We start from the raw sequence: 22,045 nt of genomic DNA, 5'->3' as shown, positions 1-22,045 counted from the left end.
GAACCGGCAGGATGGCAGGGTCACCGGAGCGAACCGGAGGAAGAGGCGACGTGAACGACCCTGTACCCGTACCCGTGCGGCAGCTCGACCCGCAGCTGCCGCTGCCGGCGTACGCTCATCCCGGCGACGCCGGGGCCGACCTGGTGGCCGCCGTCGACGTCGACCTGGCGCCGGGCGAGCGGGCCCTGGTGCCCACCGGTGTCGCCCTGGCGCTGCCCGACGGGTACGTCGGCCTGGTGCATCCACGCTCCGGACTCGCCGCCCGGCTCGGCGTGACGGTGCTCAACGCTCCCGGTACGGTCGACGCCGGCTACCGGGGTGAGATCATGGTCAACCTGATCAACCACGATCAGGTGAGCCCGGCGAGGATCTCCCGTGGCGACCGGATCGCGCAGCTCGTCGTGCAGCGGGTGGAGCGGGTCGATTTCCATCCGGTGACCGAGCTGCCCGACTCGCGTCGCGGGGCCGGTGGACACGGGTCGACCGGCGGGCACGCCGGCCTCGTCCCACCGCCGGCCGACGGCGGGGCGGGCGGGCGACCAGACGGAAGAGGTGGCACGGTGAGTGCGAACAGCGGAGGGTGGGCGCAGTGATCTTCTCCCGAAAGCGGGCCGGTTCCGGGCGGCACGCCCGCGACGAACGGGCCGCGGAGTCCCGGGTCGGGCCGGACACCGACGAGTCGACCGCGAGCGCGCCGGCCCGCGGCCCGTACGACATCTCCGAGGTGTCCGACGACGTCCAGCGACTCGACCTGGGCAGCCTGCACATCCCGGCGGTGCCCGGGGTGGAGGTGCGGGTGCAGGCCGACCCGCAGGGCGTGGTCCAGCAGGTCGTGCTGGTGCACGGGGAGAACGCGCTTCAGCTCGGGGTCTTCGCCGCGCCGCGCAGCGACGGCATCTGGGACGAGGTCCGCGACGAGATCCGGCAGTCGCTGTTCAACGACGGGGCCGCCGCCCAGGAGGTGTCGGGGGAGTACGGCACCGAGCTGCGGGCCCGGGTGCGCACCCCGGACGGCATCACCGACCTGCGGTTCATCGGGGTGGACGGCCCGCGCTGGATGGTCCGGGGCGTCTACCAGGGCGTCGCGGCGGTCGACCCGGCGGCGGCCGGTCCGCTGGCCGAGTGCCTCGACGGGCTGGTGGTCGACCGGGGGCAGGAGGCGAAGCCGGTGCGGGAGCCGCTGCCGCTGCGCCTGCCCAAGGAGGTCGCCGCCCAGCACCAGGCGCAGGCGGCGGCGCAGGACGCCGACGGCTCCGCCGAGGCCTGACCGGTCCCCGCCGACCGGCGGCACCGGGAAGGTGGACCGTCGGCGTACGCTGACGGGTACGCCGGCCCGGTGCCGGCTCGGCCGGGTACCGGGCCGCCGGTCGGCGGGGAGAGGGTGACGCGGAGGTCATGGTGACCGACGAGGGGCGGGTGTCGCTGCGTCGCCTGCTGCGCCGGCTCACCGCCGACGAGGCCGAGATCGAGGCGCAGGAGCTGCGCCGGGAGAGCGCCGAGTGCGGTGGGGTCCCCGCCCGGCAGTGCCGACGCGGACAGGTCGTCTCGGTGTCCGGCCGGTTGCGTACCGTGGTGTACACGCCCCGGACCAACCTGCCGACGCTGGAGGCCGACCTCTACGACGGCAGCGACGTGGTGACCCTGGTCTGGCTCGGCCGCCGGCACATCGACGGCATCGAGCCGGGCCGGCACCTCACCGCACGGGGGCGGGTGGCCGTGCGGGACGACCGCAAGGTCATCTACAACCCGTACTACGAGCTCGAGCCGCCACGGTGACGGGCCCGCGAGCGGAGGACGTACCGATGACCACTGGGCAGCACCCGACCGCCCCGCCCCGGGACGACGCGTCGGACACCGAGCGCCTGCCGACCCTCGCCGAGCAGATGGCCGACCAGCTCGGCGGCTGGCGTGGGCTGGTCGAGTCCAGCGTGCCGGTGGTCGTCTTCGTGGTGGCCAACATCATCACCGACCTGCGGCCGGCGATCATCGCGTCGGCCGGGGTGGCGCTGCTGATCGCCGCGCTGCGCCTGGTCCAGCGCCGCCCGGTCCGGCACGCGGTCAACGGCCTCTTCGGCATCGCCGTCGGCGCGGCGATCGCCTGGCGCACCGGCGACGAGAAAACCTTCTACCTGCCCGGCATCCTCTACGGCATCGCGTACGGGCTGGTGCTGCTCGGCTCGGCCGCGATCCGGCAGCCGCTGGTCGGGTGGATCTGGTCGGTGCTGGCCGCCGGCGGCAAGTCCGAGTGGCGGCAGGATCCCCGGCTGGTGCGCACCTTCACCTGGCTGACCGCGCTGTGGGGCGTGGTCTGGCTGGCCAAGGTGGGCGTGCAGGCCGCGCTGTACCTCGCCGACATGGACACCGCACTGGGTATCGCCCGGCTGGCGCTCGGCTACCCGCCGTACGCGCTGCTGCTGCTGATCACCGTCTGGGTGGTGCGCCGGGTGACCCGGGAGCCGGCCGCCCCCGCGACCCCGACCGCCTGAGCCACCGCACCACCCGCGACCGGCGCCGCCCGGACCCGGCCCCGGGGCCCGACGTCCTGTCACAGGTGCTCCGGCGGGCGATTCAACCGCCGTTGCGGGTGCGTTCCACGCTGTCCGGGCCGAGGACCACCACGCGGACCGCGTCCTCGACCTCGGCGGTGCAGACGAAGACCAGTTCGTCGCCGACCTCGATCGGGTCGTCCGGGCTGGGTACCAGCACCCGTCTGCCGCGCACGATGGCCACCAGCGCGCTGTCCCGGGGCAGCGGCACGTCCCGCAGCGGCTGCCCGACGTAGGGGGCGGCCGGAGGCAAGGTGATCTCGACCAGGTTCGCCTCGCCCTGCCGGAAGGTCATCAGCCGGACCAGGTCGCCGACGGTGACCGCCTCCTCGACCAGGGCGGCCATCACCCGCGGTTTGCTCACCGCGACGTCGACCCCCCACTGCTCGGTGAAGAGCCACTCGTTCTCCGCGCGGTTGACCCGGGCGACCACCCGGGGCACCGCGAACTCGGTCTTGGCCAGCAGGGAGACCACCAGGTTGACCTTGTCGTCGCCGGTCGCCGCGACCACCACGTCGCAGCCGGCGATCTCGGCCTCCTCCAGGCTGCTCAGCTCGCACGCGTCCGCCAGCACCCAGTCGGCGCCCGGCACCCGGTCCGGGCGGAGCATCCGGGGCTGACGTTCGATGAGCATCACCTGGTGGCCGTTGTCGATGAGCTCCTGGGCGATCGAGCGGCCCACGTTGCCCGCCCCGGCGATGGCGATGCGCATGCTCAGTGCCCTCCTTCCGGCGGGGCCACGGCCACCGCCGTCACCACCGTCGCGATGTCGTCGGTGACCAGCATGAAGAGCTGGTCACCCTCCTGCACCACCGTGGAGGCGGTGGGGAGCGTGCCGATGCCGAAGCGGTTCAGGTACGCCGTACGCGCGCCGGTCGCCTCCTCCAGCGTCCGCAGCGGGCGGCCGATCCAGTCCTTGTGCGTCGGCACCTCGATGATCGACACGGTGCTGGTCGGGTCGCGGAAGATCTCCACATTCCCCTCGGGGACCAGGTGCCGCAGCATCCGGTCCGCGGTCCACCGGACGGTGGCGACGGTGGGGATCCCGAGACGCTCGTAGACCTGGGCCCGACGCTGGTCGTAGATCCGGGCGGCGACCCGGGCCACGCCGAACGTCTCCCGGGCCAGGCGGGCCGAGATGATGTTGGAGTTGTCGCCGCTGGAGACCGCCGCGAAGGCGTCCGCCCGCTCGATGCCGGCCTGGCGCAGCACGTCCCCGTCGAACCCGGCGCCGGTCACGGTGACTCCGGCGAAGTCCGGGCTGAGCCGCCGGAAGGCGTCGGCGTCCTGGTCGATGACGGCCACCGAGTGGCCCCGCGACTCCAGGTTCTGGGCGAGGGTGGAGCCGACCCGGCCGCACCCCATGATCACGACATGCACGGCGTCCCCTCCCGACGGTGCGCATCCCTCCGCCCCGACGGGCGTGGTCGTCTGCGAGCCTGCCACGTCCGCCGCCCCGGCGCGGAGGAGACGCTACCCCGCTCCGGCCCGTGGACGGGTCGGGCACCCCGGGGTGAGCCGCCCGGACCCGCCGTACGCTTATCGGTTGTGGCCAGTCCCACCTCGCTGCTGAAGCGACTCCTCGTCGGTCGTCCGTTCCGGTCCGACCGGCTCCAGCACACCCTGTTGCCGAAGCGGATCGCCCTGCCGGTCTTCGCCTCCGACGCGCTCTCCAGCGTCGCGTACGCCCCCGACGAGATCCTGCTGACCCTCTCCATCGCGGGTGCGTCGGCGTATCTCTTCTCCCCGTGGATCGCCCTCGCGGTGGTGGTGGTGATGCTCACCGTGGTCGCCAGCTACCGGCAGACCGTGCACGCCTACCCCTCCGGCGGCGGCGACTACGAGGTGGCCACGGTGAACCTCGGTCCCCGGTTTGGCATCGGGGTGGCCAGCGCGCTGCTCGTCGACTACGTGCTGACCGTCGCGGTGTCGGTCTCCTCCGGGGTGGCCAACCTGGGGTCGGTGATCCCGTTCGTCGCCACCCACAAGGTGCTCGTCGCGGTGACCGCGGTGGTGCTGCTCACCGCGATCAACCTGCGCGGCCTGCGGGAGTCGGGCACGGCCTTCGCCATCCCGACCTACGGCTTCATCATCGTCATCGTCGGCATGATCCTCACCGGTCTGGTCCGGGTCTTCGTGCTCGGCCACGACCTCCGCGCGCCCAGCGCCGGGCTGGAGATCGTCGCCGAGTGGAGCGACATGACCGGCCTGGCCATGGCCTTCCTGCTGCTGCGCAGCTTCTCCTCCGGCTGCGCCGCGCTCACCGGCGTGGAGGCGATCTCCAACGGGGTGCCGGCGTTCAAACGGCCGAAGAGCCGCAACGCGGCCACCACCCTGCTGCTGCTCGGCACGGTCTCGGTGACCATGCTGGTCGGCATCATCTGGCTGGCCCGGCTGACCGGCCTCCAGTTCGTCGAGGACCCGGAGCTGCAGATCGTCTCCGGTCCCGAGGGATACGTCCAGAAGACGGTGGCCGCCCAGCTCGGCGAGACGATCTTCGGCTCCGGGTCGGTGCTGCTCTTCGTGGTGGTCGGGGCGACCGCCCTGATCCTCTTCCTGGCCGCGAACACCGCCTTCAACGGTTTCCCGGTGCTCGGCTCGATCCTCGCCCAGGACCGGTTCCTCCCCCGGCAGCTGCACACCCGGGGCGACCGCCTGGCCTTCTCCAACGGGATCCTCTTCCTGGCCGTCTTCGCGATCGTGCTGATCGTCGGTTTCCAGGCCGAGGTGACGAAGCTCATCCAGCTCTACATCGTCGGGGTGTTCGTCTCCTTCACCCTCTCCCAGGCGGGCATGATCCGGCACTGGAACCGGCTGCTGCGCACCGAGCGGGACGACCGGGCCCGCCGCCGGATGGTCCGCTCCCGGGCGATCAACGGGTTCGGCATGGCGTTGACCGCGACCGTGCTGGTCATCGTGCTGATCACCAAGTTCCTCCTCGGCGCCTGGATCGCCATCGCCGCGATGGCGGTGATCTACGGGCTGATGGTCGCCATCCGGCGGCACTACGACCGGGTCGCCGTCGAGCTGACCCCGGACGACGGCCGGCCCGTGCTGCCCGCCCGTAACCACGCGATCGTGCTGGTCAGCAAGCTGCACCAGCCGACCCTGCGGGCGGTGGCGTACGCGCAGGCCACCCGGCCCGACACGCTGACCGCGGTGACGGTGAACGTGGACGACAAGGACACCCGGGAACTCCAGGCCGAGTGGGAACGGCGGGCGGTGCCGGTGCCGCTGACCGTGGTCGACTCGCCGTACCGGGAGATCACCCGGCCGATCCTGAACTTCGTCGCCTCCACCCGCCGGGAGTCGCCCCGCGACGTGGTCACCGTCTTCATCCCCGAGTACGTGGTCGGCCGCTGGTGGGAGAACCTGCTGCACAACCAGAGCGCGCTGCGGCTGAAGACCCGGCTGCTCTTCGAGCCGGGGGTGATGGTGACCAGCGTGCCCTGGCAGCTCGCCTCGTCCCGGGGCAAGGACCTGACCCGGTTCGACGCGACGCTGAGCCGGGGACCGGCCCGGGGCCCCCGGGTGGCCCCGCGCAGTACCCTGCCGCCGACCGTCCCGCCGGTGCCGACGGCGGCACCCGGCGAGGGCGGCGACCGGGGACGGGAGGCCGGCGGTGAGTGACGTCGACGTCGAGGTGGAGGGCGCGAGGATGGAGCCGGAGGTGGCCGGGCAGGACGTTCGGACCGGGCCGGAGGAGGCCGAACGGATCGAGCTGACCGTCGGGGCGGTCGCCCCGGGCGGGCACTGCGTGGCACGACACGACGGACAGGTGGTCTTCGTCCGGCACGCGTTGCCCGGCGAACGGGTGGTCGCCGAGGTCACCGAGGTGCACCGGGGGTTCCTCCGGGCCGACGCGGTGACCGTGCTCCAGGCCGCGCCGCAGCGGGTCGAGCCGCCCTGCCCGTACGCGGGGCCCGGCCGCTGCGGAGGCTGTGACCTGCAACACGTCGCGCCGGAGGCGCAGCGGGAGTGGAAGGTGGCGGTGGTGCGCGAGCAGCTCAGCCGGCTCGGCGGCCTCACCGACGCCGAGCTGGACGCGCTCGACCCGCAGGTCGCGGCGCTGCCCGGCGGCCCGCTGGGCTGGCGTTCCCGGGTCCGCTACGCGGTCGACGCGGCCGGTCGGGCCGGGCTGCTGAAGCACCGCTCGCACGAGGTCGTCCCGATCGACCGCTGCCTGATCGCCCACCCGGCCGTCCAGGAGCTGCCGGTGCTGGCGGCCGGATGGCCGGAGGCCGAGGCGGTGGAGACGGTCGCCTCCACCGGCGGGGACGTCACCGTCACCGCGCTCGCCGAGGGGGTCGCCACGCCGGTGCGCGGACCGGGCACCGTCCGCGAGGTGGCCGTCGGCCGGGACTGGCGGGTACCGGCCTCCGCCTTCTGGCAGGTCCACCCGGCTGCGGCGGACACCCTGGTCACGGCGGTGCTGGAGCTGCTCGCGCCGCGTCCCGGCGAGACCGCGTGGGACCTCTACGGCGGGGCTGGCCTCTTCGCCGCCGCGCTCGCCGGCCGGGTCGGGCCGACCGGCCGGGTCACCCTGGTCGAGGCAGCCGCCGACGGCGTCCGGGCGGCCCGGGAGAACCTGGCCGACCTCGACCGGGTCGAGGTGGTGCCGGCCCGGGTGGAGACCGCGCTGGCCCGCCGCCGGATCACCGGCCCGGTCGACGTGGTGGTGCTCGACCCGCCCCGCTCCGGCGCGGGCGCGCGGGTGGTGCGCGACCTGGTCGCCGCCGGGCCGCGCGCGGTGGCGTACGTCGCCTGCGACCCGGCCGCCTTCGCCCGCGACGTGCGCACCTTCGCCACCGCCGGGTGGCGGCTGGCCGCCCTGCGCGGGTTCGACCTGTTCCCGATGACCCAGCACGTGGAGCTGGTCGGGCTGCTGCTGCCACCGACCGGGGAGGGCTGAGCCGTGCTGCGGATCGTGGGGTTGATGTCGGGCACCTCGTACGACGGGGTGGACGTGGTCGCCGCCGAGTTCACCGTGGCGGGGGAGACGCTGCTGCTGCGCCCGCTCGGCCACCGGGGCATCGACTACGACGACGAACTGCGCGCCGCGATCGGTTCGCTGCTGCCGCCGAACGCCACCACCGTCGAGGCGGTCTGCCGGCTCGACAACCGCCTCGGCGAGGTGTTCGCCGACGCGGCGGCGATCGGGGTGGAGTTGGCCGGCGGCCGGGCCGACCTGGTCGTCTCGCCGGGGCAGACGGTCTTCCACTGGGTCGAGGCCGGGCGGGCCCGGGGCACCCTGCAACTCGGCAGCCCGGCACGGGTGGCCGCCCGGGTGGGCGTACCGGTGCTCAGTGACCTGCGCAGCGCGGACGTGGTCGCCGGCGGTCAGGGCGCGCCCCTGGTCCCGGCCTTCGACGCCCTCCTGCTCGCCGACGCGGCGGCCACCGGGCCCCGGGCGGCGCTGAACCTCGGTGGCATCGCCAACCTCACCGTGGTCGCGCCGGACGCTCCGCCGCTCGGCTACGACATCGGCCCGGCGAACGCCCTGCTCGACGCGGCGGCTCGCCGCCTCCTGGACGCGCCCTGCGACGTCGACGGGGCACGGGCGGCGGCCGGGCGGGTGCACGCCGACCTGCTGGATCTGCTCCTCGTCGAGCCCTACTACGCCGTGCCGCCGCCCAAGTCGACCGGGAAGGAACTCTTCCACGCCGGCTACCTGGACGACCGGCTCGCCGCGCTGGACACCCCGGTGGCCGTCGACGACGTGTTCGCCACGCTGACCGAGCTGACCGCCCGGACCGTGGCCGCCGAGTGCGACCGGCACCGGGTGGTGGAGGTGGTCGCGGCCGGGGGCGGGGTGCGCAACCCCACCCTCCTGCACCGGCTGGCGGCCCTCGGCGCGGGGCGCTGGCGGCTGCGCACCACCGACGAGTTGGGGGTGCCCGCGCAGGCCAAGGAGGCGTACGCGTTCGCGCTGCTGGGCTGGCTCTCCTGGCACGGCCTGCCCGGGGCGGTGCCCTCGGTCACCGGGGCCGGCCGGGCCGCGGTGCTGGGCTCGTGGACCCCGTCCGGGCCGCCCCGGGCCGCCGTCGCCACCCCGGCTCCGCGCCGGCTCCGGGTGGTCGACGACGGGTCCGGCCGAGGTGCGGCCCGGACTGCGGACTGTGCGGCGGCCGATAGACTCATCCCTCATGAGTGTTGAAGAGGACACGGCCAACCACGGCCGGCTACTGGCCACGGTGCACGGTCCGCAGGACGTCAAGCGGATGTCCGCCGAGGAACTGGACATCCTCGCCGCCGAGATCCGGGACTTCCTGATCGCCAAGGTCTCCCGCACGGGCGGACACGTCGGCCCCAACCTCGGTGTGGTGGAGCTGACCATCGCCATGCACCGGGTCTTCGACTCCCCCCGTGACCGGCTCCTGTTCGACACCGGCCACCAGGCGTACGTGCACAAGATCCTCACCGGCCGGCAGGCCGGCTTCGACCGGCTGCGCCAGCGCGGCGGCCTCTCCGGCTACCCGAGCCAGGCCGAGAGCGAGCACGACCTGATCGAGAACTCGCACGCCTCCACCGCCCTCTCCTACGCCGACGGCCTGGCCAAGGCGTACAAGCTCCGGGGTGAGCAGCGCAGCGTGGTCGCCGTGGTCGGTGACGGCGCGCTGACCGGCGGCATGTGCTGGGAGGCGCTGAACAACATCGCCACCGCCGGCAACCCCCTGGTGATCGTGGTCAACGACAACGGCCGGTCGTACGCGCCGACCATCGGCGGGCTCGCCGACCACCTCTCCACGCTGCGGCTCAACCCCGGCTACGAGAAGATCCTGGACACGGTCAAGGACGCCCTCGGCTCCACCCCGCTGGTCGGCAAGCCGATGTACGAGGTGCTGCACGCGGTCAAGCGGGGCATCAAGGACGCGGTCGCCCCGCAGGCCATGTTCGAGGACCTCGGCATCAAGTACGTCGGCCCGGTCGACGGGCACGACGTCGGCGCGGTCGAATCCGCGCTGCGGGCGGCGAAGAACTTCGGCGGCCCGGTGATCGTGCACGCGGTCACCCGCAAGGGCTACGGCTACCGCCCCGCCGAGGAGGACGAGGCGGACTGCCTGCACGGCCCCGGTGGCGCGTTCGACGTCGAGACCGGCAAGCTGGTCGCCGCGCCGTCGGTGAAGTGGACCCACGTCTTCGCCGAGGAGCTGGTCGCGATCGCCGACGAGCGGCCCGACGTGGTCGGCATCACCGCCGCCATGGCCGAGCCCACCGGCATCGCCAAGCTCGCCCGCAAGCACCCCGACCGGGTCTACGACGTCGGCATCGCCGAGCAGCACGCGGCCACCTCGGCGGCCGGGCTGGCGCTCGGCGGCCTGCACCCGGTGGTGGCGGTCTACGCGACCTTCCTCAACCGCGCCTTCGACCAGGTCCTCCTCGACGTGGCCATGCACAAGCTGCCGGTCACCTTCGTCCTCGACCGGGCCGGCGTCACCGGCCCGGACGGACCGAGCCACTACGGCCTGTGGGACATGTCGGTCTTCGGGGTGGTGCCCGGCCTGCGGATCGCCGCGCCCCGGGACGCCGCCACGCTCCGCGAGGAGCTGCGCGAGGCGGTCGCCGTCGACGACGGCCCGACCATCGTCCGCTTCCCGACCGGCACGGTCGCCGCCGACCTGCCCGCCGTGCGCCGGGTCGGGCCGGTGGACGTGCTGGCCGAGGCGGAGCGGACCGACGTGCTGCTGGTCGCGGTGGGTTCCTTCGGCCAGCTCGGCATGGAGGTCGCCACCCGGGTCGCCGAGCAGGGCTACGGGGTCACCGTGGTCGACCCGCGCTGGGTGCGGCCGGTCCCGGCGGAGCTCGTCGAGCTGGCCGCCGCGCACCGGCTCGTGGTCACCGTGGAGGACGGCGTGCGCACCGGCGGGGTGGGCAACGCACTGGCCCAGGCGCTGCGCGACGCCGACGTCCGGGTTCCGCTGCGCGACCTCGGCGTGCCGGCCGACTGGCATCCGCACGGCACCCGGGCGCAGATCCTCGCCGACCTGGGCCTGACCGCGCAGGACGTGGCCCGCGACGTCACCGGCTGGATCTCCGGCCTGGACGACGCGGCCGGCGAACCGGTGCGGCTGCCCGCAGACGACGCCCGTTCCCAGAACTGACCGATACCGGCCGGCCCGCACCCCCGCTCGGGGTGCGGGCCGGCCGGCGTCGTGCTGACCGGGGTACCGGTCAGCCGCAGGTGCCGCTGACGGTGAACCAGCAGGCCGTGTGTGGCGAGGTCTTGAAGAAGCGGAGCAGCAGGCTGCCCACCTTCTGGCGGCCGCTGGTGGACGGGTGGGTTCCGTCGGTGACGAAGTCGGACCGGGCCCAGGTGAGCCCGTCGGACCGGGGCTGGAGGCCGTTGGCCCACAGGTACGGCCCCCAGGCCGCCCAGGCCACGGTGCCGGTGTGGTCGAGGTCGCCGGCCCGGGGGTTGATGCCACCACCGGACATCTGGTTTATCTGCGCCTGGATCACCCACTTGACGCCGAAGCCCGTCTCGTAGGCGTACGGCTCGGGGTTCAGGGTGGTCGTGGCGTAGCCGCCGTAGATCCGGCTGGAGAAGAAGACCTGCTGCACGTTGGGGTAGCGCTTCTTCACCGTGCGCAGGATGTCGCCCTGCTGCGTCACGAGCTGGTACGCGTCCGCGTTCGGGTCGGGCAGGGACACCGTCGGGTTGGCGTTGGCGACCTTAACCCAGACCACCTGGACCTGCCGTTCGGTGAGGCCGAGCGGGGCGAGTCTGGTGTCCCGGACGCGGTCGTAGTTGGGATCGGTCGGCGCGTCCCAGGTGCCGGCGGTCTGTCCGCCCGACGCCCCGTCGACGATGGCCAGTCGGTCGTGGTCGACCTGCGGGTCGGCTGCGGCCTGACCGACGAAGGAGTACGGGGCGCAGGTTCCGCCGGACGCTCCGCCACAGAACTCCTGCGTGGTGTTGGACATGCCGATGGAGAGCAGGACGTACTTGCCGGTGGCGCTCGGTCGACCAGCGGTGTCCAGCGGGCGTACCCGCAGGGCCCGCTCGACCCCGACGGTGTGGTGGGCAGCGGGCATGGTGTTGCGGCCGGCGGGATACAACCCGCCCGGGAAGCCGAGGTAGGTCCCGTTGCCGAGGTCGTTGATGGGCACTGGCGCGGCGGCGTGGGCGGCGGGCGGACCGGTGACGGCGATCGCGGCGACGGCAACCAGCACCGCGAGCACCCGGCGAGCATGGGTAGTCATGATGCCAAGGTAGGAGCCGCATCGGCATCTATCAATTGATGGCCGTGGTGTCAGCGACCGCTGACCGAGCGGTAGTAGGTGCGTTCGGCGTTGGCCAGGCTGAAGGTCTGCGTGGACTCCGGTTGCGGCACGACCACCAGGCCGGGGCGATCCAGCAGCCGTCGGGTGCCCGGCGGGGTGGACAGGGAGGTCGTCCGGCTGGCCCGCCAGCTCAGCACCACCAGCGGCTGTCCCGGCACCGGCAGCACGTACGTCTGGAGGGTGCTGGTCCGGTCGGCGGAGGAGACCACCGTCGGGCCCCCGCCCGGGGCGCGGTGCACCAGGGCGGTCATCGGACCGGCCTCGCTCTCCCAGCTGAGCTGCTTCAACTCGGCCGGCGCGCCGCCGTCGACAGTGATCTCGCCCAGCACCCGGGCGGAGACCTGCTCCATCGGCCAGGAGCGCGGGACCGACTCCGGCGCGTCCCGGTCCCGCACCCGGCGGGGGACGCTGACGAACGGGCCGTCCTCACCGGCGAGCTGGCAGGTGTCCAGCCCGTGCAGGGCCCGCTGTCCGGCACCGGACTCGTCCCGCACCAGCGGGTAGCGGGGTGCCTTGGTGGCCGTACCCAGGTCGAGCAGGCGGTCCGTGGCCCGGCCGCGCGGCAGCGACTCGGTGGCCCGCAGCGTGGCGGTCAGCGGGACGGCCGCGCAGGCCGGCACGGCGACCGGTCCGGTCAGACCGTCGGTGACGGCCAGCGCCCGGCCGTCCGGTCCGAGTAGGCGCTCCACCCGGGCGGAGGTGAGGTAGCGGCGTTCGGCACCGAGCTGCACCGGCAGGACGTCGGCGTAGACCAGGTATCCCGGGTCGGTGTACTCGACGGCGTGGGTGACCGCGTACCGCGACCCGTCGCCGGTGAGCTGGAGCAGCCAGGAGGCGCTCTCCCCGGGAACGTCGGCGGCGACCAGCGCGAGCCGGCCACCGCCGACCTCACCGGACCAGAGGATGCCCGAGGTGGGCAGGTGGACCCGGTCGTCGACCGGTGAACGCCAGTCGCGGACCGCCTCGGTCACCGCGGCCGTCGCGTCGGCGTCGGCGGAGAGGCCACCCCGCGCCGGCCAGACCGCCAGGGCACCGTCGAGGGAGTCGTAGCCGACCGGGAGCCGGGCCTGCTGCCGCTCGGCGACCGGTCCACAGCCGGCCGTCGTCAAGGCCAGCGCCAGCAGCGCCGTGGCCGTCCTGCCGCGCCAGCGGGCTGAAGCCACGTGTACGCCCCCGATCGATCTGCCCGGTCCGGAAGCCACATGCTACGAGATGTCCGATGGCCCCCGGCCGGCACCTCGGCCCGCTGGGCGTAGGCTGGACGCGGGCTGTGTGGCGTCCGACCCGGGCGTCCCCGCCGTTTTCGTGGCTTTTCTCAGCTCCGGTAGACTCCGCCGACTGTGACGCCTGCCGTGCCCCGTGGGGTATCCACGTTGGAATCCGCCACCGCCGGCCCGGAGAGCGACCCGACAGCGTCGACCGGGCAGGTCGCCGCCGGGTCGGTCGACGAGCGGACGTCCGACGGAGGAGCGGCCGACGGGACCACGGCCGACGGGAACCCGACGGCCAGCCGGACGGACGCCGACACCCCGGACGCCCCCGGCGCCCCGGCGGGGACCACCGCCGGCCGGCGACGTTGGCCCACCTGGCGGCGCGACGTCGGCGTCTTCGGGCTCTTTCTGCTCGCCGCGATCTGGGTGACCAGTCAGATCTGGGTCGACCCGGCAGGCCGGGTCGCCTCGCTCTACAGCAGCGACCCGGCCCAGGTGCAGTTCTTCCTCGCCCACTCGGTGCGGGTGGTGCTGCACGGCGAGTTCCCGTTCTACACCGAGCAGTTCAACTACCCCGACGGGGTCAACCTGATGGCCAACACGGCCATCCTGGCGCTCGGCATCCCGATGGTGCCGATCACGCTGCTCTTCGGCCCGGCGGTGACCTTCGTGGTGCTGGTCACCCTGGCCCTGGCGGGCACCGCCTCGACCTGGTACTACGTGCTCTCGCGGCACGTCGTGCGGACCCCGCTGGCCGCCGTGGTGGGCGGCTGGTTCTGCGGGTTCTCACCGGCGATGCTCTCGCACGCCAACTGGCACCCGAACATCATCTCCCAGTGGCTGCTGCCGTTCATCGTCTGGCGGGTGCTGGTGATCACCCGCTCCCGGCGTCCGGTCCGGGACGGGGTGATCCTGGCGCTGCTGGTCACCTGGCAGGCGTTCATCAACGAGGAGATCCTGCTCTTCACCGCGATGGCCTGCGGCATCTTCCTGATCGCCGTGGTCGCCCAGCGGCGGGACCTCTGGTCGACCGCCTGGCGGCCGATGGCGGTCGCGCTCGGCGTCTGCACCCTGGTCGCCGGGTCGCTGCTGGCGTACCCGCTCTACGTCCAGTTCGGTGGCCCGATGGCGTACCACGGGCTCAGCGACGCGGTCCGCGACTACGGCAACGACATCGCGGCGTTCGTCACGCCGGGTTCGCCGACCCTCGGCGGCAACGAGCGGGCCAACGCCAACCTGGCCCCCAACTACTCCGAGGAGAACGCCTTCTTCGGCTGGAGCCTGGCGCTGATCACCGTCGGCATCGTGCTCTGGCTGCGCCGGGAGCTGGTCGTCCGGGCGCTCGCGGTCACCGGCGTCTTCTACGCCGTGCTCTCGCTCGGGGAGCGGATCTCCTGGTGGGACCGGGAACTCTTCACCGGCCCGTGGGAGTGGCTGGTCCACCTGCCGCTGCTGGACGCGGTGGTGCCCACCCGGTTCGGGATGATCACGACGGTGGTGATCGGCGTCCTGCTCGCCATCGCCGTCGAGCGGGCCTGGGCGACGCGTCCGCTGGCCCAGCACACCCGCACCCTGGTCGGCGCCGGCCTGGTCATGGCGCTGCTGCCGATCGCCCCGATGCCGCTGAAGGTGACCAGCCGCCCGCCGGTGCCGGACTTCATCACCTCCGACCAGTGGCGGCGCTACGTCGCGACGGAGCAGACCCTGGTGCCGGTGCCGATCCCCAGCATGGGCAACACCCACGGCATGCGCTGGGCCGCCTCGACCAACCTGGACTTCAAGATCCCTGGCGGGTACTTCCTCGCGCCGCGCAACGGCAACACCGGTGACCCGGGCCGGTTCGGCGGCCGACCCAGCGGGGTGGGCGAAATCCTCCAGGAGGTGGCGACCACCGGACGCGCCCCGAAGCTGGACGACCGGGAGCGTCGCCGCTCGCTGGACGAGCTGCGCTACTGGCGGGCGGCGATCATGGTGTTGCCGGTCGACCAGAAGAACGTCGAGCCGCTGCGGCAGACGGTCGAGCAGCTCGTCGGCCCGGCCCGGCGGGAACGGGACGTCTGGCTCTGGGACGTCCGTCCGATCACCACCCGCGCCGACTGACCGATCCGCCCGGGTGGTTGCAGGGGTCCCCTCCTCGGCGAATTGCGGTAGGAAGGGACCCCTGCAACCACCCCACCGGGCGGGCGGCAGATCAGATCAGACCAGGGGACGGACGTCCCAGAGCCACACGTCGTCGACCCGGCGGGGCTCGCCGAGCAGACCGGTCATCAGGTCGCGCAGCGCCGCCTCGCGGGGATGCGCGCCGAGCACCACCACCGAGGCCCGCCAGTAGCGCAGGTCCTCGACGGCCCGGCGGCGGTCCTCGTCGGTCAGCTCCGGCGCCGCACCCTTGTCCATCGTGGAGTAGATCAGGGTGCTGGTCGGGCGGTTCGGCGCGCCGAACATGCCCTCGTCGTTCGGGCCGGGGCCGATGAAGTAGCCGCCGGGCACCGGGAACTCGTGCCGGGTCAGCGCGCTCCAGCGCAGCGTGGAGAGGCCGTGCACGTTGCTCGGGACGGGCACCGGCACCAGCGTCCGGCCGTCGGGCACGTACGTCCGCCAGGCGCCGGACGTGATGAACGTGGGCGGCGGGTCGATCTGCTGGGCCGGCAGCGGCCGGGGGACCAGCGGCAGCACCGCCAGCGCGACGGCGGCGCACCCGACGGGGCGTACCCAGCGGCGGCGGGCTCTGGCGGTGGCCGTACCGGAGTCCGTGACGCCGGGTTCGGCGTCGGCCGGCTGGCCGTCGGCGTCGGCCGCCGGGACGCCCCGGCCGCTCCGGTCGGCCGCGTCCCAGGCGAGCGCGAGCAGGACGCCGACCGCGCCGGTCACCACCAGGGTGAGCCGGGTGGGCATCATCATCTCGACCAGCGGCAGGTCGTCGGGGATGTAGTGCCAGGGGCCGTAGACCTCGGTCTCCACGCCGTTCAGCCGGATCCGGGGGCCGAGCGACGCCACGGTGAAGACCGCCACCAGCACCGCCGCGATCCGCGCGGCCAGGGAACGCCGCCAGAGCAGCACGATCGCCGCCAGCGTGACGAGCACCACCGGCCAGCCGAACCAGGTGTTCTGTTCGGTCAGCCCGATGGTCTTCTCCACCGCCGGGTCCCCGGCCAGGGTGTCCCGAGCGAAGGTGACGAAGGCGGCCAGGTCCTCGCCCCAGCTGTGGAAGACGCCACCCTGGAGGCCGCGGTAGGACTGCGGGCCGTTGAACTGGAACCAGATCGGGTACGCGGTCAGCAGCAGCGCCAGCCCGCCGCCGAGGCCGAGGGCGGCCAGGAAGGTGCCGGCCTGGGCCCGCGCGGACCGCCAGCGCGACACCGCGTAGACGACCACGATCACCAGGCAGGCGAGGGCCGTGAGGAGCAGCATCTCCTCGTTGACGAAGATCTGGTACGCGACCAGCAGCCCCAGCGCCACACCGTTGCGTCGCCACCGGCCCGGCTCGCCGAGGCGGAGCACCCGGGCCACGATCAGCGGTAGCAGGAAGTTCGAGACGAAGTTGGGCTGCCCGTTGGCGTGGTGCACGATGCCCGGCGCGAACCCGAGGAACGCGCCGCCGACGAACGCCGCCGCCCGGGAACGGACGAGCCGACGCGAGAGCACCCAGTACGACGTGGCGGCGGTGGCGGCCAGCGCCCCGCCCAGGTAGAGGGCGTAGACCACCTGCGGACCGAGCAGGAGGGTCAGCGGCGCCAGCGGCAGGGTCACCCCGAGCAGCGAGGTGTTCGCCATCATGTTCACCCCGTCCGGGGCGTTCTGGCGTTCCGAGAAGAGCGGGTTCTCCAGGTGGCGCACGGAGTACGCGCCGTGCGAGAAGAGCCACTCGAACCAGCTGTGGTCGGTGGGCAGGTGCGAGGAGACCCGGTTCTCGATGTCCCCCCAGTAGTTCAGGCACACGAGAACGCCGAGGAGCACATAGGCTCCGATGGCCAACGCGTCGGCCCGGCCGAACCGACCGGTCGCCGGTCGGGTCTCCTCCGGCGGGTCGGCCGCAGCGGACACGGACGCGGACTTCAACGAGGGGTCTACCACCGGCACAGCCACGACGCGCCATCGTACGCGAGAGGTCTTGTCGCTTTTGCCGCCGCCGGTGCCGATCGCGGACAGCGGACGGCGCGCCGGGACCCCGGTGGTGATGGCGGGGCGCGGGGAGGGCACGGATGGCGCTGATCGATCTGGGTGAGGTGCGCGACGACCCGGAGCCGGCGGTACGGCCCCGCCCCGGGGTGCCCCGGCCCTGGCGGGTCGCGCTGGTGCTCGGCCTCGTCCTGGCCACCCTGGCCGGGGCGGCGCCGGCACCCGGACGGGTCTCGGTGACGGTGCCCGGTCGCGCCGGGGCCGAGGCGTTCCTCGCCGGTGACCAACTGGTGGTGGTCGGTCCCCGCTCCGGCGGCGTGCCGGGTGGCCGGGAACTGACCGTCTACGACCTGCCCGACGACGGCCGGGCCGCGCCGTCGACGCTGCGCGCCCGCTGGCGGCGGACGGTGCCGGACGCGCCGAGGATCTGGCCGATGGCCGCTGCCGCCGGGGTCCTCCTGGTGACCAGCAACGACGGCGGACGGGAAAGCGCGCTCACCGTCGCCCTGGAGACCGCGACCGGACGGGAACGCTGGCGTCAGCCCGGCTCGCCGATGCTGACCGAGGGCGGCCGGGTGCTGCTGACCGTTCGCTCGGGGGAGGACGGGCAGTCGGTCCGGGTGGTCGACCCGGCGACCGGGTCGGTGTTCTGGTCGGTGCCCGGGCGTCCCACCTGGACCGACCACCGCTTCGCGGAGCGGGGGATCGACCGGCTGGTGTGGATTCTCCCGTCGGGGCGGATCGAGGTGCGGGACGCCGACACCGGTCGGCTCCTGGCCGGCGCGCCCGTCGACCTGGGCGCCCCGGACGTCGGTGTGGGCGGTCAGGTGACCGGCGACCTGCTGCTGGCCGTCCGGATCGATCCGCCCACGCTGACCGCGTACGGGTTGGATCGGCTGGACCGGCGCTGGACGGTCGACCTGCCCTCGGTGGCGTACGTCACGTCGTGCGGCACCGCGTTGCTGTGCTCCTGGGAGCAGGCCGGTGGGGTGCGGGCGCTGGACCGGGCGACCGGCCGGACCGTGTGGCACGACCCCCGGTGGCTGGCGGGTTTCCCGGTCGGGGACCGGCTGGTGGCGACCACGTCGGTCAGTCCGGTTCGGGAGGAGGTCGTCCTGCTGGACCTCGCGACCGGCCGGGAGCTGGCCAACCTGGGCAGCTGGAACGGGTTGCAGACGCCGGTCGAGGGTGGGCCGCCGATCGTCTCCCGGGAGATCCGGGACCGGGGACTGCTGGTGGCCGAACTCGACGTCGTGCGCGGCCGACCCCGGATCCTGGACGTGCTGCCGGGCAGCCACGGCGGCTGCCGCTTCTACCCCGAGTTGCTGCTGTGCCAGCAGCTGGACGGCTCGTTCCGCCTCTGGTGGCTGCCGCACTGACCGGGTGACCGGGGCCGCTGCCCAGCCGGCATCAGGCCGACGCCCCGGCAGCGACGCCCGGCCGGGCGACGCCCGGCCGGTGTCCGCGACGTGCCGGATTGAGCCGGGCGGTCACCAGTTCGGCTGGGCGGGCGGCGGCGGCAGCGGCACCGAGGGCGGGCGGATGACGTACGCCACCCCGCCGCTGCCCTGCTGCCAGGCCACCGTGAACCGGTGGCGGTCGACGGTCCGGCGCACCCCGGCGTCGTCCGAGGCGTACGGGTCGTTGAGCACCGGGTCGCCGTCGGGCGTGAAACCGACCAGCACGATCAGGTGTCCCTTGGTGTCGTAGTCGAGGCCGGGCACGTCACCGGTACGGAACGCGGCGGAGACCACCAGCGGAACCCCGGCGGCGACGAACCGTTCCGCCTCGGCCAGCGACCGCAGCCGGGTGACGAAGGCGTCCATGCGGTAGCGGCCGGCGTAGGCGGTGTTGAAGGGCCAGTTGCCCGCGCCCCGGTAGGCGTGGTCGTAGCAGTGCCGGGCGGCGTGGTCGACCTCCGGGCGGGGGTCGGCCGGGTCCACCCACGTGTACTCGTCGGGCGTGGGGCCGACATCCCAGTAGGCCAGCACCATGGCGACGCAGGTCGGGCTGCACCAGGAGTCCCCGCCACCGCCCCAGTGGGGGTGGTGGCCGGCGTGCAGCCGCTGCGAGAACGTCGGCACCGCCAGCACCCGGCCACGCGCCGCCGGCTCACCCGTCGCCGCGTTCCGCTCCGTGCCGTCGGTGCGGGCAGGCCCGGTCGCGTCGGTTGGCGCCGGCCCGGTGCCGTCCGCCCGCACCGGGGTGGGGGCCGTGGGCGCGGGTGGGGGAGCCGTCGGGCGGGGACCGGAGGCGACCACGCCGACCGTCCGCAGGGTCGGCCCGACGGTGCTGCCGACCGGGCGGGCCAGGGTCACCCGCACCTGCCAGCCGGTCGCCGCCGCGCCGGTCACGGTCAGCGTGTCGGTGTCCACCTCGGCCCGCTGGTCCCGCTGCCCTGGTACGGAGGTGCGGCGGATCCCCTCGTCGTCGGCGGCCCACCGGGCCAGGACGTACCAGTCGGTGGCCGGGGCGTCGTCGCTCCAGCCGCACATCTCCACCTGGATCCAGCAGCCCGCCGGGGTGTCGGCGGTCCAGGAGGGGACCACCTGGTGGACCCCGAACCCGACCCGGACCGGTGGGGAGGTCCAGCGGCCCACGTCGTACCGGGTGCGGACGCCGGTGTGCGGGTCGGTGTACTCCAGCTCGGCGAGCGGTCCGCCCAGGACGAGTCCGCCGTCGCCGGGTCGTACGCCGAGCACCGCGCCGTCGTCGAGGTCCGCCGGGAACCGGAAGACCCGGTAGACGACGTCCCGGCCCTGCGTCGCTGCGGCCATCACGGTCCGATCCGTAGACATGTTTCGTGCAGCATCGCGTACCCGAAGTTTCTTTGCAATGCCCCGGCGGGGTGTGCCGGAGGCCCGCGACGACCTCGCGTTTGGCGGCCGACACTAGGTTGTGGTGGGCAGCAGCGAGGAGGCCGGGAATGCGGGTACTGGTGGTCGAGGACGAGCGCAACCTCGCCGACGCGATCGCGCGGGGACTGCGCCGCCGGGGCATGGCGGTCGACGTCGCGTACGACGGGGACGCCGGGCACGAGATGGCCTTCGTCACCCGGTACGACGTGGTCATCCTCGACCGCGACCTGCCCGGCGTGCACGGCGACCAGATCTGCGCCGAGCTGGCCGCCTCCGGCACCCTCACCCGGGTGCTGATGCTCACCGCCAGCGGCACCGTCTCCGACCGGGTGGAGGGGCTCCAGCTCGGAGCCGACGACTACCTGCCCAAACCGTTCGCCTTCGACGAGCTGGTCGCCCGGGTCCAGGCGCTCGGCCGGCGGGCCACCCCGCCCGCGCCGCCGGTGCTGGAGCTGGCCGACCTGGTGCTCGATCCGGCCCGCCGGGTGGTCACCCGGGGCGGGTCGACGGTCGACCTGACCAACAAGGAGTTCGGCGTCCTCTGCGAGCTGCTCAAGGCCCGGGGCGCGGTGGTCTCCAGCGAGGAGCTGCTGGAACGGGTCTGGGACGCCAACACCGACCCGTTCACCACCATCGTCCGGGTCACCGTGATGACCCTGCGCAAGAAGCTCGGCGACCCGCCGCTGATCGAGACGGTGGTCGGGGCCGGCTACCGGACCGCCGGAGACCCGTCATGACCCTCTACCTCACCCGCCGTCCCCGGCTGCGGCCCACGCTGCGGCTGCGGCTGACCCTGCTCAACGGCATCCTGCTGATCGGCGCGGGCGCGATCCTCGTCCTGCTCGCCTGGCTGCTGGTGCGCGACGCGCTGCGGCCCACCGACGAGCTGCTGCCCGGCACCACCGTGGTGCTCGCCGACGGGCGCACCCTCGACGCCGGGCAGTGGCAGCGGCAGCTGGTCGACGCCGCGTCCCGGGAACTGCTCGCCAAGGGCCTGGTCGCCCTGCTGGCGATCAGCGTGGTCGGGGTGGCCGGCGCGTACGCCGTGGCCGGCCGGGCGCTGCGTCCGCTGCACCAGGTCACCTCCACCGCCCGCCGGCTCGGCGAGGCCACCCTGGACCAGCGGATCGGCTACTCCGGGGCCGACGACGAGGTGGCCGAGCTGGCCAAGACCTTCGACGCGATGCTGGACCGGATCGCCGAGGCGTTCGAGGCGCAGAAACGGTTCGTCGCCAACGCCTCCCACGAGTTGCGCACACCGCTGGCGGTGATGCGGACCGAGATCGACGTGACGCTCTCCGACGACGAGGCGGACACCGCCGAGTTCCGCCGGATGGCCACCGTCGTCCGGGACGCCTCCGAGCGGGCCAACGGCCTGGTTGACGCGCTGCTGGTGCTGGCCCGCAGCGAGGCCCAGGCGGGGCGTCGGCTGGGCCGCAAGACCGAGTGCGACCTGGCCGACGGCACCGCCGGCGCGCTGTCGGCGGTCCGCCGGGAGGTGGAGCGGATCAAGCTGCGGGTGGAGACCGCGTTGGAGCCCGCTCCGGTGGTCGGCGACCCCGGCCTGCTCGGCCGGCTCGCCGGCAACCTGATCGAGAACGCGGTGCGCTACAACCACCTGCACGGCCGGCTCTGGGTGCGCACCGGCTCCGACGGGCGGGAGTCCTGGCTGGTCGTCGGCAACACCGGCTTCGAGGTGGACCAGGCCGACGTGCCGGGGCTGTTCGAGCCGTTCCGGCGTGGCGGGCGGGAGCGGACCGGGGCGCGCGGTTCGGGGCTCGGCCTCTCCATCGTCCGGGCGGTCTGCGACGCGCACGGCGGCAGCGTCCGGGTGATCGCCCAGCCGGGCGGGGGCCTGGAGGTCACGGTGACCCTGCCGGCGGCGGACGCCACCCCGGTGGTCAGCGCCTCCGCCGTGGTCACCACCGCCGCCCTGCCGGGCACCGGGACAGCCGCGACGACCGACTGACCGGCGGCGGAAAAACGTTTTGCGCGGGCCAGGGCGGGCCTGGCATGATCGTCCGGT

Annotated in this window: 18 protein-coding genes; 12 read left to right on the top strand and 6 right to left on the bottom strand. The window is 73.8% G+C overall.

What is annotated here, in order from left to right:
• Nucleotides 1-11 precede the first annotated feature (11 nt).
• From dut to GA0070618_RS01745, 4 genes are all read left to right on the top strand, one after another.
• Nucleotides 12-593, top strand: coding sequence for a dUTP diphosphatase (gene dut / locus GA0070618_RS01760; protein WP_088980059.1), 582 nt, complete (start codon nt 12-14; stop codon nt 591-593).
• Nucleotides 590-1,267 (top strand): DUF3710 domain-containing protein, encoded by a 678-nt coding sequence (locus GA0070618_RS01755; protein WP_088985210.1) that lies wholly within the window; start codon nt 590-592, stop codon nt 1,265-1,267. Before dut ends, GA0070618_RS01755 begins: the two co-directional genes overlap by 4 nt.
• 128 nt (nt 1,268-1,395) lie before the next feature.
• Nucleotides 1,396-1,776 carry an OB-fold nucleic acid binding domain-containing protein gene (locus tag GA0070618_RS01750; RefSeq protein WP_088980058.1) on the top strand — a complete coding sequence of 127 codons (381 nt, stop codon included), beginning with the start codon at nt 1,396-1,398 and terminating at the stop codon, nt 1,774-1,776.
• A gap of 26 nt (nt 1,777-1,802) precedes the next feature.
• On the top strand, nt 1,803-2,486 hold the full coding sequence (locus GA0070618_RS01745) for a DUF3159 domain-containing protein (RefSeq protein WP_088980057.1): 684 nt from the start codon (nt 1,803-1,805) through the stop codon (nt 2,484-2,486).
• 82 nt (nt 2,487-2,568) lie between these two features.
• On the opposite strand, the gene GA0070618_RS01740 is transcribed toward GA0070618_RS01745, so the two are convergent.
• Nucleotides 2,569-3,258 (bottom strand): potassium channel family protein, encoded by a 690-nt coding sequence (locus GA0070618_RS01740; protein WP_088980056.1) that lies wholly within the window; start codon nt 3,256-3,258, stop codon nt 2,569-2,571.
• 2 nt (nt 3,259-3,260) lie between these two features.
• Nucleotides 3,261-3,926, bottom strand: a complete 666-nt coding sequence (locus tag GA0070618_RS01735; RefSeq protein WP_088980055.1) for a potassium channel family protein — start codon at nt 3,924-3,926, stop codon at nt 3,261-3,263.
• Between the two features lie 168 nt (nt 3,927-4,094).
• Here GA0070618_RS01735 and GA0070618_RS01730 point away from each other — a divergent pair, with 168 nt between their 5' ends.
• The 4 genes from GA0070618_RS01730 to dxs are packed head-to-tail and all read left to right on the top strand — an operon-like array spanning nt 4,095 to nt 10,648.
• On the top strand, nt 4,095-6,176 hold the full coding sequence (locus tag GA0070618_RS01730; RefSeq protein WP_088980054.1) for an APC family permease: 2,082 nt from the start codon (nt 4,095-4,097) through the stop codon (nt 6,174-6,176).
• Nucleotides 6,177-6,204: 28 nt separating this feature from the next.
• Nucleotides 6,205-7,458 (top strand): class I SAM-dependent RNA methyltransferase, encoded by a 1,254-nt coding sequence (locus tag GA0070618_RS01725; RefSeq protein ID WP_088985209.1) that lies wholly within the window; start codon nt 6,205-6,207, stop codon nt 7,456-7,458.
• Between the two features lie 3 nt (nt 7,459-7,461).
• On the top strand, nt 7,462-8,703 hold the full coding sequence (locus GA0070618_RS01720) for an anhydro-N-acetylmuramic acid kinase (RefSeq protein ID WP_231931569.1): 1,242 nt from the start codon (nt 7,462-7,464) through the stop codon (nt 8,701-8,703).
• A complete protein-coding gene (gene dxs / locus GA0070618_RS01715; protein ID WP_088980053.1) occupies nt 8,693-10,648 on the top strand; it encodes a 1-deoxy-D-xylulose-5-phosphate synthase in 1,956 nt (651 codons plus the stop codon). The genes GA0070618_RS01720 and dxs overlap by 11 nt, the downstream gene beginning before the upstream one ends.
• A gap of 70 nt (nt 10,649-10,718) precedes the next feature.
• Here dxs and GA0070618_RS01710 read toward each other — a convergent pair whose 3' ends face one another.
• Together GA0070618_RS01710 and GA0070618_RS01705 are read right to left on the bottom strand one after the other, a co-directional pair.
• Entirely contained in the window at nt 10,719-11,750 is a 1,032-nt protein-coding gene (locus tag GA0070618_RS01710; RefSeq protein ID WP_143740346.1) for a hypothetical protein, read from the bottom strand.
• Between the two features lie 50 nt (nt 11,751-11,800).
• Nucleotides 11,801-12,994 carry a hypothetical protein gene (locus tag GA0070618_RS01705; RefSeq protein WP_088980051.1) on the bottom strand — a complete coding sequence of 398 codons (1,194 nt, stop codon included), beginning with the start codon at nt 12,992-12,994 and terminating at the stop codon, nt 11,801-11,803.
• Nucleotides 12,995-13,204: 210 nt separating this feature from the next.
• Between GA0070618_RS01705 and GA0070618_RS01700 the strand changes: the two genes are divergently transcribed.
• Nucleotides 13,205-15,142 carry a glycosyltransferase family protein gene (locus tag GA0070618_RS01700; protein ID WP_231931568.1) on the top strand — a complete coding sequence of 646 codons (1,938 nt, stop codon included), beginning with the start codon at nt 13,205-13,207 and terminating at the stop codon, nt 15,140-15,142.
• 96 nt (nt 15,143-15,238) lie between these two features.
• Here the strand turns inward: GA0070618_RS01700 and GA0070618_RS01695 are convergent, their stop codons facing one another.
• Nucleotides 15,239-17,086 carry a glycosyltransferase 87 family protein gene (locus GA0070618_RS01695; RefSeq protein WP_231931787.1) on the bottom strand — a complete coding sequence of 616 codons (1,848 nt, stop codon included), beginning with the start codon at nt 17,084-17,086 and terminating at the stop codon, nt 15,239-15,241.
• A gap of 158 nt (nt 17,087-17,244) precedes the next feature.
• Between GA0070618_RS01695 and GA0070618_RS01690 the strand changes: the two genes are divergently transcribed.
• Complete coding sequence (locus tag GA0070618_RS01690) at nt 17,245-18,540, top strand: outer membrane protein assembly factor BamB family protein (protein WP_088980050.1); 1,296 nt, start codon at nt 17,245-17,247, stop codon at nt 18,538-18,540.
• 111 nt (nt 18,541-18,651) lie between these two features.
• Here GA0070618_RS01690 and GA0070618_RS01685 read toward each other — a convergent pair whose 3' ends face one another.
• Nucleotides 18,652-19,938 (bottom strand): peptidase C39 family protein, encoded by a 1,287-nt coding sequence (locus GA0070618_RS01685; RefSeq protein WP_231931567.1) that lies wholly within the window; start codon nt 19,936-19,938, stop codon nt 18,652-18,654.
• A 149-nt stretch (nt 19,939-20,087) separates the two neighbouring features.
• Here GA0070618_RS01685 and GA0070618_RS01680 point away from each other — a divergent pair, with 149 nt between their 5' ends.
• Entirely contained in the window at nt 20,088-20,756 is a 669-nt protein-coding gene (locus GA0070618_RS01680) for a response regulator transcription factor (protein WP_088980048.1), read from the top strand.
• The gene (locus tag GA0070618_RS01675) at nt 20,753-21,988 is read left to right on the top strand and encodes a sensor histidine kinase (RefSeq protein ID WP_088980047.1); all 1,236 of its coding nucleotides are present in this window, start codon (nt 20,753-20,755) and stop codon (nt 21,986-21,988) included. Before GA0070618_RS01680 ends, GA0070618_RS01675 begins: the two co-directional genes overlap by 4 nt.
• The last annotated feature ends 57 nt before the right edge of the window (nt 21,989-22,045 follow it).

It is taken from the genome of Micromonospora echinospora, from assembly GCF_900091495.1.
Lineage (GTDB): Bacteria > Actinomycetota > Actinomycetes > Mycobacteriales > Micromonosporaceae > Micromonospora > Micromonospora echinospora.
This window is presented reverse-complemented; position numbering and strand designations above follow the sequence as displayed.